General features: G+C 71.5%; 11 protein-coding genes and 1 tRNA gene. 9 read left to right on the forward strand and 3 right to left on the reverse strand.

What is annotated here, in order from left to right:
- The first annotated feature begins 321 nt into the window (after positions 1-321).
- Complete coding sequence (locus tag ACL02U_RS08385) at positions 322-3078, forward strand: penicillin acylase family protein (RefSeq protein ID WP_412790031.1); 2757 nt, start codon at positions 322-324, stop codon at positions 3076-3078.
- A gap of 166 nt (positions 3079-3244) precedes the next feature.
- Here ACL02U_RS08385 and ACL02U_RS08390 read toward each other — a convergent pair whose 3' ends face one another.
- A complete protein-coding gene (locus ACL02U_RS08390; RefSeq protein WP_412790032.1) occupies positions 3245-3862 on the reverse strand; it encodes a 5-formyltetrahydrofolate cyclo-ligase in 618 nt (205 codons plus the stop codon).
- Between the two features lie 106 nt (positions 3863-3968).
- Here ACL02U_RS08390 and galU point away from each other — a divergent pair, with 106 nt between their 5' ends.
- The 7 genes from galU (at position 3969) to ACL02U_RS08425 (ending at position 9890) form a co-directional block, all read left to right on the forward strand.
- Positions 3969-4871 (forward strand): UTP--glucose-1-phosphate uridylyltransferase GalU, encoded by a 903-nt coding sequence (gene galU, locus ACL02U_RS08395; RefSeq protein WP_412790033.1) that lies wholly within the window; start codon positions 3969-3971, stop codon positions 4869-4871.
- 5 nt (positions 4872-4876) lie between these two features.
- On the forward strand, positions 4877-6199 hold the full coding sequence (gene glp, locus ACL02U_RS08400; RefSeq protein ID WP_412790034.1) for a gephyrin-like molybdotransferase Glp: 1323 nt from the start codon (positions 4877-4879) through the stop codon (positions 6197-6199).
- 186 nt (positions 6200-6385) lie between these two features.
- On the forward strand, positions 6386-6865 hold the full coding sequence (moaC, locus tag ACL02U_RS08405) for a cyclic pyranopterin monophosphate synthase MoaC (protein ID WP_412790035.1): 480 nt from the start codon (positions 6386-6388) through the stop codon (positions 6863-6865).
- Positions 6862-7401 (forward strand): MogA/MoaB family molybdenum cofactor biosynthesis protein, encoded by a 540-nt coding sequence (locus tag ACL02U_RS08410; protein ID WP_412790036.1) that lies wholly within the window; start codon positions 6862-6864, stop codon positions 7399-7401. The genes moaC and ACL02U_RS08410 overlap by 4 nt, the downstream gene beginning before the upstream one ends.
- 20 nt (positions 7402-7421) lie before the next feature.
- Positions 7422-8054 carry a GNAT family N-acetyltransferase gene (locus ACL02U_RS08415; protein ID WP_412790037.1) on the forward strand — a complete coding sequence of 211 codons (633 nt, stop codon included), beginning with the start codon at positions 7422-7424 and terminating at the stop codon, positions 8052-8054.
- Positions 8055-8239: 185 nt separating this feature from the next.
- Positions 8240-9469 (forward strand): gephyrin-like molybdotransferase receptor GlpR, encoded by a 1230-nt coding sequence (gene glpR / locus ACL02U_RS08420; RefSeq protein WP_412790038.1) that lies wholly within the window; start codon positions 8240-8242, stop codon positions 9467-9469.
- A gap of 347 nt (positions 9470-9816) precedes the next feature.
- A tRNA-Ala gene (locus tag ACL02U_RS08425) sits at positions 9817-9890 on the forward strand.
- A gap of 236 nt (positions 9891-10126) precedes the next feature.
- On the opposite strand, the gene ACL02U_RS08430 is transcribed toward ACL02U_RS08425, so the two are convergent.
- Both ACL02U_RS08430 and ACL02U_RS08435 read right to left on the reverse strand, forming a co-directional pair.
- Positions 10127-11917: a hypothetical protein gene (locus ACL02U_RS08430; protein ID WP_412790039.1), complete on the reverse strand. Its 1791-nt coding sequence runs from the start codon at positions 11915-11917 to the stop codon at positions 10127-10129.
- Positions 11914-12846, reverse strand: a complete 933-nt coding sequence (locus ACL02U_RS08435) for a hypothetical protein (RefSeq protein ID WP_412790040.1) — start codon at positions 12844-12846, stop codon at positions 11914-11916. The genes ACL02U_RS08430 and ACL02U_RS08435 overlap by 4 nt, the downstream gene beginning before the upstream one ends.
- Before the next feature lie 72 nt (positions 12847-12918).
- Between ACL02U_RS08435 and ACL02U_RS08440 the strand changes: the two genes are divergently transcribed.
- Complete coding sequence (locus tag ACL02U_RS08440) at positions 12919-13215, forward strand: helix-turn-helix domain-containing protein (protein ID WP_412790041.1); 297 nt, start codon at positions 12919-12921, stop codon at positions 13213-13215.
- Positions 13216-13217 lie beyond the last annotated feature (2 nt).

Consider the following 13217-nt stretch of genomic DNA (forward strand, 5'->3'; position numbering starts at 1 on the left):
TCTGTAGTGTTCTGCGTGCCGCGAGTGCTGCGCGTTCCGTCCGCGTTCCGTGGGTGTTCGCGGTCGGTACGTGCGGTGGGTGCCCGTGCGCACCCTGCGCACCGCGCACACCCATCTCTCCACAACACGGCGCGCACCACACGAAACTACTTCATTACCTTACCTAACTCTTGACGATTTCTTGACGCTCGCCGAGGTGGGATCGAACATCCGCCCGCTCCGGTTCACGACTCCGCGTCAAGTGCCACCGGACCCTGCGCCTATGGTTGCTCCAGCACTCCAGGACCGCCTGCCGCTCGCGTTAGGACAGCAAGGACAGCGATGCCCCCCAACACCACCGCCACAACGGGTGACAAGCCCGGCAAGTCAGGCAGGAAGAAGGGGCGCAAAGCCCGTCTCATCGTGCTCGTGCTGGTGCTGGCCCTCATCGGTGGCGTGGCCTACGGGTCGTACTGGTCCGTCAGTACCGTCCGCGCTTCCTTCCCCCAGACAAAGGGCTCCCTCACCCTCGACGGGCTGTCGGGCCCGGTCGAGGTGAGGCGCGACGGCTACGGCATCCCGCAGATCTACGCCTCCTCCGACGCGGACCTGTTCATGGCGCAGGGATACGTCCAGGCGCAGGACCGGTTCTACGAGATGGACGTGCGCCGCCACCTCACCTCCGGGCGCCTGTCGGAGATGTTCGGCGAGGGCCAGGTCGACAACGACGCGTTCCTGCGCACCCTCGGCTGGGACCGCGTCGCCAAGAAGGAGTACGACACCGAACTGTCGGCCTCCACCAAGAAGTACCTCGACGCCTACGCCAAGGGAGTCAACGCCTACCTCGAGGGCAAGGACGGCAAGGACATCTCCCTGGAGTACGCGGCCCTGGGCTTCGTCAACGACTACAAGCCCGCCCCGTGGACCCCGGTCGACTCCATCGCCTGGCTCAAGGCGATGGCCTGGGACCTGCGCGGCAACATGCAGGACGAGATCGACCGCGCCCTCATGACCAGCAGGCTCGGCCCGAAGCAGATCGCCGACCTGTACCCCGCGTACCCCTACGACCGCAACAAGCCGATCGTGCGGGAGGGCGGGTACGACGAGGCGACCGGGACGTTCAAGCCGGCCGCCGGTGCGAGCGGCTCGGGCACGGCCGCGGACGGCGGGACGACGGACACCTCCGACGCCTCCGCCGCCCTGCAGAGTCAGCTGGCGGGGCTCTACGACGTCCTGGACGACGTCCCGACGGCGGTCGGGGTGAACGGCCACGGGATCGGCTCCAACTCCTGGGTGGTCGGCGGGCAGCACACCATCACCGGCAAGCCGCTGCTGGCCAACGACCCGCACCTGTCGCCCGCGCTGCCCTCCGTCTGGTACCAGATGGGCCTGCACTGCCGCAGCGTCTCCGACGCGTGCCCCTTCGACGTCACCGGCTACACCTTCGCCGGCATGCCCGGCGTCGTGATCGGCCACAACCAGCACATCGCCTGGGGCATGACGAACTCCGGAGTCGACGTCACCGACCTCTACCTGGAGAAGCTCACCGGCGACGGCTACCTGTACGACGGCAAGGTCGTCCCCTTCACCACGCGCCGGGAGACGATCGAGGTCGCCGGAGGCAAGGCCAAGCAGATCGTCGTCCGCCAGACCGAGGACGGCATGCCCCTGCTGTCCGACCGCGACGACGAACTGGTGCAGGTCGGCAAGAAGGCCACCGTCACCACCTCGGCACCCGACCGCGGCGACGGCTACGGCATAGCCCTGCGGTGGACCGCACTGGACCCGGGCACCAGCATGGACGCCGTCTTCGCGATGGACAGGGCGACGGACTGGAAGGACTTCCGGGCCGCGGCCAAACTGTTCGACGTCCCCTCGCAGAACCTGATCTACGCCGACACCGAGAACAACATCGGCTACACGCTCCCCGGGAAGATCCCCACGCGCACGAAGGGCGACGACGGCTCGGTGCCCGCGCCGGGCTGGAACTCCAAGTACCGCTGGACCGGCTACATCGACTTCGACGAACTGCCCTACGAGTACAACCCCGAGCGCGGTTACATCGTCACCGCCAACCAGGCCGTGATCGACAAGGACGCGTACCCCTACACGCTCACCACCGACTGGAGCTACGGCACCCGCAGCCAGCGGATCAACGACCTGATCCAGCAGAAGATCAAGGGCAACGGCAAGATCTCGACCGAGGACATGCGGCAGATGCAGCTGGACAACAGCAGCGAGATCGCGAAGCTGCTGGTGCCCACGCTCCTGAAGATCGACATAGGTGACCCCGACGTCCGCCGCGCGCAGAAGCTGCTGGAGGGCTGGGACTACACCCAGGACGCCGACTCGGCCGCGGCCGCCTACTTCAACGCCGTCTGGCGCAACATCCTCAAGCTGGCGTTCGGCAACAAGCTGCCCAAGGAACTGAGGGTCGAGGGACAGTGCCTGTGGGTCGACCCGGCCGACACCACCGGCCCCGTCGACGACACGGAGAAGGTGCGCGAGTGCGGCAGCCGCGACGCCGACCAGGCGCAGCCGGACGGCGGCGACCGGTGGTTCGAGGTGGTGCGCAAGCTGATGGACAAGCCGGACAGCGACTGGTGGACGACTCCCAGGACGGGCACCCGCCCGGCGGCGCACAACCGCGACGAGCTGTTCAAGCGCGCTCTGATCGACGCCCGCTGGGAGCTGACCGCCAAGCTCGGCAAGGACATCGACACCTGGAGCTGGGGCAGGCTGCACCGCCTGTTCCTGAAGAACCAGACGCTGGGCACCGAAGGCCCCTCCGCCCTGCGGTACGTCCTCAACCGCGGCCCGTGGAAGCTCGGTGGCGGCGAGGCGGCCGTCGACGCCACCGGCTGGAACGCCGCAGGCGGCTACGGGGTCGTCTGGGTGCCCTCGATGCGGATGGTGGTCAACCTCGATGACCTCGACAAGTCGAAGTGGATCAACCTGACCGGTGCCTCGGGGCACGCCTTCAGCTCCCACTACACCGACCAGACGGGCAAGTGGGCCGACGGCGAGCTGCTGCCCTGGTCCTTCTCGCAGAAGGCCGTCGACGACAGCACACGCGACACACTCGTGCTGAAGCCGTGAAGCCGCAGCGCTTGTGGCTCCGTGAAGCCGCAGCAGCGCTGGCGGCGCCGTGAATCCGCGGTGCTGGCGGCGCCGTGAGGCCATGAGTGGACCGGCGTGGGAAGGGGGTCCGCACACCCGAGTGCGGGCCCCCTTCCCCGTCTCCCCGTGCCGTCCGGCGCGTCCCTCAGCCCGCGAACCGGCGCACCCTGGACGGCGTCACCACGGCGTGCACCGGACGGTCGTGCGCCTCCTCGGGGAGGCTCACGACGACCTCTGAGTCGTACAGGAGCACCACGAGCGCCGGATGTGCGCCCGCGCGCTCCAGGCGGGTCAGTACCCGGTCGTACGAACCTCCGCCACGCCCCAGGCGCATACCGCGCGCATCGACCGCCAGGCCGGGCAGCAGCACCGCGTCGGCCTCGGTCACCGCCTCCGGGCCGAGCCGCTCGCCCGCCGGTTCGAGCAGCGCGATCTTTCCGTCGTACTGCCTCCGGGTGAGGGACCGCGGGCCGTCGTACGGAGCCCAGTCCAGGTCGTTGTCCGGCAGCAGCACCGGGAGCAGGACGCGCACGCCCCGCGCGCGCAGCGCTTCCAGCAGCGTGGGCGTGCCCGGTTCGCTCCCCACCGAGACGTACGCCGCCACCGTGTGCGCCCGCGCCAGCTCGGGCAGTTCCAGCGCACGGCGGGCCAGAGCGGCCGCCGCCTCCTGCCGCGCGGTGGCCGTCAAGTTGTTCCGCGCGGCGAGGAAGCCTCGCCGCAGCGTCCGCTTGCCGGACTCGGTCGGGGGCCCCAAGCCGCTCACCGCTCACTCCGTCCTCGGCAGTCCCGGTCCTCGCCCGTCCTGCCGTTTCAGCGATCATGGTCCAGGGCGCGGAGGCCCTGCCGGAGCACCGGATAAGGTGGCGGGCATGACGCAGTCGCATCCCAGGATCTCCAAGGCTGTCATCCCCGCAGCAGGTCTCGGCACCCGGTTCCTGCCGGCCACCAAGGCCACCCCGAAGGAGATGCTCCCGGTGGTGGACAAGCCGGCGATCCAGTACGTCGTCGAGGAGGCCGTCGAGGCCGGCCTGGACGACGTACTCATGATCACGGGGCGCAACAAGAGGCCGCTCGAGGACCACTTCGACCGGAACTACGAACTCGAGTCCGCCCTGCAGAAGAAGGGCGACCGGGAGCGGCTCGCCAAGGTCCAGGAGTCGAGCGACCTCGCGACGATGCACTACGTCCGCCAGGGCGACCCGCGGGGGCTCGGCCACGCCGTGCTGTGCGCGGCCCCCCACGTGGGCCAGGAGCCGTTCGCCGTCCTGCTCGGCGACGACCTCATCGACCCGCGCGACCCGCTGCTCCGGCGGATGGTCGAGGTCCAGGAGCAGCAGGGCGGAAGCGTCGTCGCCCTGATGGAGGTCGCACCCGAGCAGATCCACCTCTACGGGTGCGCGGCGGTGGAGGCCACCGGGGACCCCGACGTCGTGAAGGTGACCGGCCTGGTCGAGAAGCCCGACCCGGCGGACGCCCCGTCCCGGTACGCCATCATCGGCCGCTACGTCCTCGACCCGAGCATCTTCGGCATGCTGCGCAGGACCGAGCCCGGCCGCGGCGGCGAGATCCAGCTCACCGACGCCCTCCAGCAGCTCGCGCAGGACGAGAAGGTCGGCGGCCCCGTGCACGGCGTCGTCTTCCGGGGCCGCCGCTACGACACCGGCGACCGCGGCGACTACCTGCGTGCCATTGTCAGACTCGCGTGCGAACGTGAAGATCTGGGCCCGGAGTTCCGGACCTGGCTCCGCCGTTTCGTCACCGAGGAGATGTAGCCACGTTGAGCAGCGCCGCGCCCCGCACCGCCGGCCAGGACGACCTGTGGTCGGTGGACGAGCACCTGGCGGACGTCCTCGCGACCGTCCGCCCCCTGGAACCCATCGCACTGCAGTTGCTCGACGCACAGGGATGCGTCCTGGTCGAGGACATCGGGGTGCCGGTGTCGCTGCCCCCGTTCGACAACAGTTCGATGGACGGGTACGCGGTGCGGGTCGCGGACGTGGCCGGCGCCAGCGAGGAGTTCCCGGCGGTCCTCGACGTGATCGGGGACGTCGCCGCCGGTCAGGCCGAACCGCTCCGGGTCGGCCCCGGGCGCGCCGCGCGGATCATGACGGGCGCGCCGCTCCCGCCGGGCGCCGAGACGGTCGTTCCGGTGGAGTGGACCGACGGCGGCCTCGGCGAGGGCCCGGTCAGCGGGATGCGCGCCCGCAGCCTGGCACCCGAGAGCGCCTCCGGACAGGTGCAGGTGTACCGGCCGGCCGAGGCCCGTGCGCACGTCCGCGCGAAGGGCAGCGACGTCCGGGCCGGCGACCGCGCCCTGGAAGCGGGCACGGTGCTCGGCCCCCCGCAGATCGCGCTGCTCGCCGCGATCGGACGCGGCACGGTCCGCGTGCGCCCGCGTCCGCGGGTGGTCGTGCTGTCCACCGGGAGCGAACTCGTCCCGCCCGACGAGGAGCTCGGCAGCGGCCAGATCTACGACTCCAACAGCTTCGCCCTCACCGCCGCCGCACGCGACGCCGGCGCCATCGCCTACCGGGTGGGCGCCGTCGCCGACGACGCGGAGACACTGCGCTCCACCATCGAGGACCAGCTCGTCCGCGCCGACCTGCTGGTCACCACGGGCGGGGTGAGCGTGGGGGCGTACGACGTCGTCAAGGAAGCGCTGTCCCACGCGGGCGACGCGGACGAGCCCGGCAGCGGTGTCGAGTTCCGCCGGCTCGCCATGCAGCCGGGCAAACCGCAGGGCTTCGGCTCGATCGGCCCCGACCACACGCCGCTGCTCGCGCTGCCCGGCAACCCCGTTTCGTCGTACGTCTCCTTCGAACTGTTCGTCCGGCCGGCGATCCGCGCCCTGATGGGCCTTCAGGACGTCCACCGCCCCAGGACGACGGCGTCCCTGGCCGCGGAGCGCGCGCTGACCTCCCCTCGGGGGCGCCGGCAGTTCCTGCGCGGCACGTACGCCGACGGCGAGGTCACCCCGGTCGGCGGCGCGGGATCGCACCTGGTGGCCGCGCTGGCGCACGCCGACGCGCTGATCGTCGTCCCCGAGGACGTCGAATCCGTGGAACCCGGCACCGACGTCGAGGTCGTCCTGCTCGGCTGAGGCGGCGCCCGCGCCCGTGCCGGCCGTGCGGTGCCGTCGCCCCTGTCGTGCCGTCGCCCCTGCCGTGCCGCGCGGTGCCGGTGCGGTCCTGGGCCGCCGGTCCGGCCGGCTTGGCGGTACCGTGGCGCGCACAGCAGGCCCGTGCACCGCACCGCGACGGGCCCGGACCGGGAGCGCCGCACGAGTATGAGTACGCAGGACCGACTGACGCACATCGATGAGGCGGGCGCCGCCCGCATGGTCGACGTATCCGGCAAGGAGGTGACCGCGCGCACCGCCCGCGCCGCCGGGCGCGTCCTCGTCTCCCCACGAGTGGTCGAGCTGCTGCGGGGTGAGGGGGTCCCCAAGGGCGACGCCCTGGCGACCGCGCGGATCGCGGGCATCATGGGTGCCAAGCGCACCCCCGACCTGATTCCGCTGTGCCATCCGCTGTCGGTGTCCGGGGTGAAACTGGACCTGTGGGTCGTCGACGACGCCGTGGAGATCCGGGCCGAGGTGAGGACGACGGACCGCACCGGTGTCGAGATGGAGGCGCTCACCGCGGTCTCCGTCGCGGCGCTCACCGTGATCGACATGGTCAAGGCGGTCGACAAGGGAGCGGTCGTCACGGACGTGCGCGTGGAGGAGAAGACGGGCGGCAAGTCGGGCGACTGGAGCCGGGCATGACAGGCGATGCAGCGGCGGTGGGCGGGGCGCTGACCGCGCCGTACTCCGCCCTCGTGGTGACCGCTTCCAACCGGGCCGCCGCCGGGGTCTACGAGGACAGGGGCGGTCCGCTGATCGCCGAGGGGCTGAGCGGTTTCGGGTTCGCCGTGGACGGGCCGCGGGTCGTTCCGGACGGGGACCCCGTGGAGGCCGCGTTGCGGGCGGGAGTGCAGGCCGGCTACGACGTCGTCGTCACCACCGGGGGCACGGGCATCTCGCCCACCGACCGCACTCCGGAGGCCACCCGCAGGGTGATCGACCGCGAGGTGCCGGGCATCGCCGAGGCCGTGCGGGCGTACGGGCGGGACAAGGTGCCGACCGCCGCGCTGTCCCGTGGACTTGCCGGGGTCGCGGGGCGGACGCTGATCGTCAACCTCCCGGGTTCGAGCGGCGGTGTGAAGGACGGCCTCGCCGTTCTGCGGCCGCTGCTGGTGCACGCCGTCGACCAGATCCGCGGCGGGGACCACCCGAGACCCGGTAGTGGGGGTGCGAGCTGAACAGCCCATCGTGGCCCGCCGTGCTGGTGGAGGGCGATGTCGTCCTCCGGCCGATAAGGCTGCGCGACCAGCGGGCCTGGCGCGAGGTCAACCGGCGCAACCGGGACTGGCTGCGGCCCTGGGAGGCGACGGTCCCACCGCCCTCCTCCATCGGGCCCGTCGCGCACCGGCCCACCTACCGCCAGATGGTGAGGTACCTGAGGCGGGAGGCGAACGCGGGCCGGATGCTGCCGTTCGTCATCGAGTACCAGGGGCGGTTGGTGGGACAGCTGACCGTCGCCGGGATCACCTGGGGTTCCATGTGCTCCGGGCACATCGGCTACTGGGTGGACGAGGCGGTGGCCGGCCGCGGGGTGATGCCGACGGCGGTGGCGCTCGTCGCGGACCACTGCTTCCGCACCGTCGGACTGCATCGCATCGAGGTGTGCATTCGACCCGAGAACAGTCCCAGCCGCCGCGTGGTGGCGAAACTCGGATTCCGCGAGGAGGGGCTCCGGCCCCGGTACCTCCACATCGACGGTGCCTGGCGCGACCATCTCGTCTTCGCGCTGACCGCCGAGGAAGTGCCGGAAGGCCTGCTGAACCGGTGGCGGCGTTCACGCTCCCGGAGCACGCCGCGCGATCCGCAGAACACGCCCGGGAATCCGGGCTAGCTTCGGAAATTGAATAAGTGTTCGAATTTTGCCGCTTCATGACCGGCTTCGGGCGGTGAATTCGCGACCCTGACGGCCTACTGATCGCATCGGTCACAAAAAAAGCTCGGAATATCAGCCAGATCGTGCGACACACCGTCCCAATTGGCGGATAGCCTCGCGCCGACCCCTCTACGGTGTGAGTTGTGAGCAGCAGCGGCCTCATCTACGCAGTCATCGTCGGGGCCTGGGCCGCCTACTTGGTGCCGATGTGGCTCCGTAGGCAGGACGAGCTGAACGAGGCCCGTCCGACGGAACGCTTCAGCACCGCCATCCGGCTGCTGTCCGGACGGGCGGGCATGGAGCGCCGTTACGCCAAGGACCTCGCGTCGCGCTCCGACGAACCGGAGGAGCCGGACGCCGACGCCCCGGACGCCGTCACCGACTCGGTCGACGTCCGGGCCTTCGCCATGCCCCCGACCCGGCCTCAGGGCCAGGCCGAGGGACGTGCCCCGGCGCAGGAGCGCCGCCCCCGGCCGGAACGCGCGGAGACCGGCGAGCCTGCCCCCGAACGTCACACCGCACCGTCGCGCCGAGGCGTTCCCGCCGCACGGCGCACCCCCGCGGCGCAGGCGGCCGCCGCGCGCGCCCAGCGGTCCAAGGTGCTCGCGCGCCGTCGACGCACCACCGTGGTGCTCTTCCTCGCCTTCACGCTCGGCGCCGTCGTCGCCGCGGTCGGCGGGCTCGCGTTCCTGTGGGCGCCCGGCGTGCCGGCCCTGCTGCTCAGCGGCTACATCGCCTACCTCCGCCGCCAGGAGCACCGCCGCTTCACCTACCAGATGGACCGGCGCCGGGCCGAGGTCGCGGCGCAGCGACTGCGCGAGCGCGAGCGCCATCCCCGCCGCCGGACGTCCACCGGCGCGGAGGCGCGTACCGACGCAGAGGAGCCGGACGAAGGCGCCGGGGCTCCCGACACGGACGCCGGGCTGTCCGCGCTGGCCGCGGACCGGCGGGCACTCGTCGAGCAGACCGACCACGCAGAGTGGGTCGACCAGCAGCGCGAGCGCCAGCGCCGACCCGGCCGGGGCGACAACTGGGACCCCGTACCGGTCCCCCTGCCCACCTACGTGACGGCGCCGGTCGCGCCACGGGCGACGTCCGACGTCGACCTGGGCGCGCCGGACGCGTGGAGTTCGGCCCGCTCCAGCGCCGTCCCGCCGGAGCGGGCCCAGGACCGTCCCGTCGTGCACGAGCAGGCGACGCGCGAGCAGGACCCGCACCAGCAGCCCGACTCCGGTGAGGGCGAGGACCAGCCGGGCCCGGGCCGCACCGACGCGCGCCGGGCGGCCTCCGCGCGCCGCGCGCGGGAGCGCGGACGCACACCGCTGTTCGACCAGTTCGACGACGACGGACGGCCGCGCGCGGCCAACGAGTGACCCGCCGCCGACCACATCCCCCGATCGTCCGATCCCCCGATCCCCCGATCCCCCGATCCCCCGATCCCCCGATCCCCCGATCCCCCGATCCCCCGATCGCCGATTGCTCGGGCACCCGGCCCCACGGCCCGCCGCCCGGCGTCGCCCCGCCCGGGGCTCCGCCACTCCGGGCCGCCGCCACCGGGCCGGGCCTTCACCACTCCCGGCCGATTCGGCCCCGGCCCGGCCTGACCTGGCCTGAAAGGGCTGCCCGCCTGGTGAGGCACCCTGGAACGCCCGCTCCCCGGGCGGTCCGCAACGGATTTCCGAGCACCCCGACGGGGATGCTAGAGTTTCACTCGTTGCAAGGGCCTGTGGCGCAGTCTGGTAGCGCACCTCGTTCGCATCGAGGGGGTCTGGGGTTCAAATCCCCACAGGTCCACGCATCGACTGTTCTTGAGTTCACTCAGGGAGAGTTCACGAGATCCCGTCCGATCTGATTGATCGGGCGGGATCTCGGCGTTTCTGGGGCTTGTTCGAGGTGTTGTCCGAACGGGTTCGGTGGCGGAGGCGGTTGCCTGGCGGTCGTCGGCCTGAGGTTTCGGGGTGGTCCGGGTGCGCAGGGCGTTTTGGGACTGTCGACGGGCGTGCGTGATCCGCGTGTCTGGTGCCGGGGTCTCAGGTGGTCGTGCGGGTCTCCGGGCCGTTGGGTGGAGGCAGGCCGGCCGTGTCGGGTGGCCGTGCGGCAGGTCCGGCGATGGGGGCGACTTCATGAGCGGTCGCGGTCGCTCGGGCTCCGGTGGTCTGGTGCCAGCTGAAGAGGATGTGCAGGTTGATGCTGCAGATCATCAGCGCGAGCAGGATGGTCTGCGCGACCCGGCCGTGGGCGAGGCGCTTGGCCCTGCCGTTGAGGCCCTCGATGTTCGCTCGCTCGGGCCGGTAGGCGTCCTGCCAGGTGGAGTGGAGGTAGTGCCGGTCCTGGCGGAACTTGTCGAGCTTGCCGAGGTCGCCGGGACGGATGGTGACCGTGGGCTTCCGGCAGATCCGCGGCAGCTCGCCCTTGGGCCGGGGACGCAGTCGCTCGGCTTGAGGGATCGGGACGGTGGGCTTGGCCGCGGTGTGTGCGGCGGTGGCCCGCTTGTTGGTCAGGTCGACCACAGCCGGCCGCGGTGCCGGGACGAGATGGACCTGGTTGAAGCGGGGACACGACACGGCGGGCGAGGGCCCGCTGGCCGGGCACTGAAGCCTGATCGCGCCCCGCTCGTCCGCGGACTGCTTGAGCTTGAGGAAGTACGGCTCCCGGGCGGCGATCAGATCGCGGAGCTCGCTGTTGTCGTCGATGCCGCGTACGGCTCTGTCGTCGAGCCCTGTGGTCGCGCGGGCCAGGGCGTCCGGCATGGCGGGGCAGGCGAGGGAGCCATCGACGAGGAGGGTGCCTTGGTGGGTGCCCTGAACGCCCCGGTGCTGCTGCTTGTAGTCGAGGACCAGCTGGTAGCCCAGGGTGCGGACCGGCTGGGCGAAGTGCTCGGCGATCTGGTCGGTGTAGGCGCGGTCGGCCGCCAGCAGTCCTGTCGGGAAGCCGAGTTGAGCCAGCCGGGCCAGGGAGTGGACCGCGTTCGGGCCGATGCGTTTGCCCGGGGTGTCCAGGACGAGGCCGAGGGCCAGTTGCGGATGGCGGCTGACGCGTTCACCGGCCTGCGGGTGCCCCGTGGGGTGGCGTCGGCTGGAGGCGACCAGGAGGCTGGCGGAGTGTCCGAAGATCCCTTCCTCGGAGCCTCCGCAGTAGTGCCAGCCGGCAGTGAGTTCGACGGAGGCCAAGCCGCGCCGTTCTCGGGGCGGCTGGTGCCAGGCGGGGATCGGGGTGGTGTCGGCGGCGATGTCGCCCCGCCAGCCCTTGAACAGGCCCCGGCGGTGGGCGAGGCGGACAGTGATCAGCACCAGACGATCACTGACCTCCTGCAGCAGCTCCCGCCGGCGTGTGCGCTCGGCATCCCCGTCCTCCCAGGCGGCTGCCACGACGTGCGCCTCCTCGGCGGACAGTCGGCGTCGCCGGTCACAGCGAAGGGGGTCGAAGGCGGTGGTCAGACGGTCGAAGGAGCGGTAGACGCGGCGGGAGAACGCGATCCTGGCGTGGTCGTCGGCAGGGCTTTCGTCCGGGACGCCGAGCCACGACCGAGCGGGGGCCCGGAGCTCGTCGAGCAGCACTCTGCAGACATCCGCGAGGCTGGCGCTGCGGTGATAGTGCAACGCCAGCAACAACCCCACCAGCACAGTCCGGACCGGGAGCCCCTTCGGGCCCGGTCGGCCTTCCAACTCGGTGTCGATCAGCTCAAGAACTCCGGACTCCTGGAGGAGCGCGTCGAGCTGACCGACCTTGGAGTCCGGGATCCGGGCGGGTGCGTCGGTGACCGGCCGGGGCCGGCACTGTCTGATCTTCTCCGGATGCCGCCAGGCCCGAGGCCTGGTCACCTCCCCTCCGGGCCTCGCAGGAGCCGGGCCGCTGTCACCTCATCCACCGGCGGCACCAGGTGCTGCCAGCGGGCCAGGGACGCGGCGGAAGCGAGTCCGGCCGCCTGGGCGATCAGATAGTGATCGATATGCGCACGCATCAGCTCGACGATCCACGTCGCCCGCAACCGGCCCACCGACACCGCGGGCAGATCCCGCGGCGGCCGGTGGATCAGCGACCAGGAGCCGATCAGGTTCTTCGCGTACTCGACGGTCCGCCCCGGCCGGAACAAGTACCCGCCGCCCGCGCTCTCTGCCAGCTCACCCAGAACAGGGTCCCAGGCGGCCCGGGTGACCAGTGGAACCAGCCGCTCGACGCCCTTGTGCAGCAACGGCCCGTCGGTGCTTGGCTGGCGCAGATCGGTGCCCCGGCTGGCCGCGACCTCCTTCGGCTTCAGCCCCAGACCGGCACCCAGCCCCAGCAACGCCAGCGCGTCGGTCCTCTGCTGCCGGGACAGATGCGTCGCCCAGTGCCGCAGTCCCGCCAACTCGGCCGCCGTGTAGGGCTGGTACGGACTCGCCTCGGCGTGCATCCGGACCGGAGGCGCCTCCCCACGCTCGCTCCAGGCCAGGGCGTCACGAACGCGCAGCAACCACGTCCGGTACGTCCGGACCGACGAGGTCTCGATCTCCCCGGCCCGCGAGAGCACAAACGCGTCGATCACCTCGTTGCGCAACCACGCGTCCGCAGACCGCTCAATACCCGACGCCTCGGCCCACAACGCCAGCCTGCCGACCACGTGCAACAGGCACTCCACGTCATAGGGCACAGCCGTCACGGCCGCGGCGACGACCGACCGCACCAGCGGCGCGACCTCCGCCCACACAGGCGGCACGCTCTCGGGCCGGTAGCGGGTGATCTTCGCGGACGTATCGGGATCAAGGATCACGGTCCATGCATACCGGCTGGACAAGCAGCCATTCCACAGCTGATCGACTTCAACGGACAGGATGGTGCGCGCATGGTCGGCGGACGCGCCCGCGCACGCTCCCCCCGGGAGCTGACCGACAATCCGGAAACCTGGCCCGAACAACCGAGCACCGACACGGCCGCCGAAGCGGTCCGCCACATCGCACGCACACTCGCCCGGGTCCTGGACGACCGTGGCCTGAGTTTGCGCGCGACCGCCGCCGGCTCCGGAGTGAACAGACAGGCCGTGGCCGACCTTCTCGCGGGACGCTCCTGGCCGGACGTGGCCACCGTCGCCCGCCTCGCCCATTTCACCGGCGCCCACCTGTGGCCGGACACCCGCATGTGATC

Source organism: Streptomyces sp. MS06, assembly GCF_047200655.1.
Classification (GTDB): Bacteria; Actinomycetota; Actinomycetes; order Streptomycetales; family Streptomycetaceae; genus Streptomyces.

Bases quoted from the DNA above. Each gene is read 5' to 3' on its own strand.
- ACL02U_RS08385 (WP_412790031.1), top strand. From the start codon at position 322: ATGCCCCCCAACACCACCGCCACAACGGGTGACAAGCCCGGCAAGTCA.
- ACL02U_RS08410 (WP_412790036.1), top strand. From the start codon at position 6,862: ATGACAGGCGATGCAGCGGCGGTGGGCGGGGCGCTGACCGCGCCGTAC.
- moaC (WP_412790035.1), top strand. From the start codon at position 6,386: ATGAGTACGCAGGACCGACTGACGCACATCGATGAGGCGGGCGCCGCC.
- ACL02U_RS08440 (WP_412790041.1), top strand. From the start codon at position 12,919: ATGGTCGGCGGACGCGCCCGCGCACGCTCCCCCCGGGAGCTGACCGAC.
- galU (WP_412790033.1), top strand. From the start codon at position 3,969: ATGACGCAGTCGCATCCCAGGATCTCCAAGGCTGTCATCCCCGCAGCA.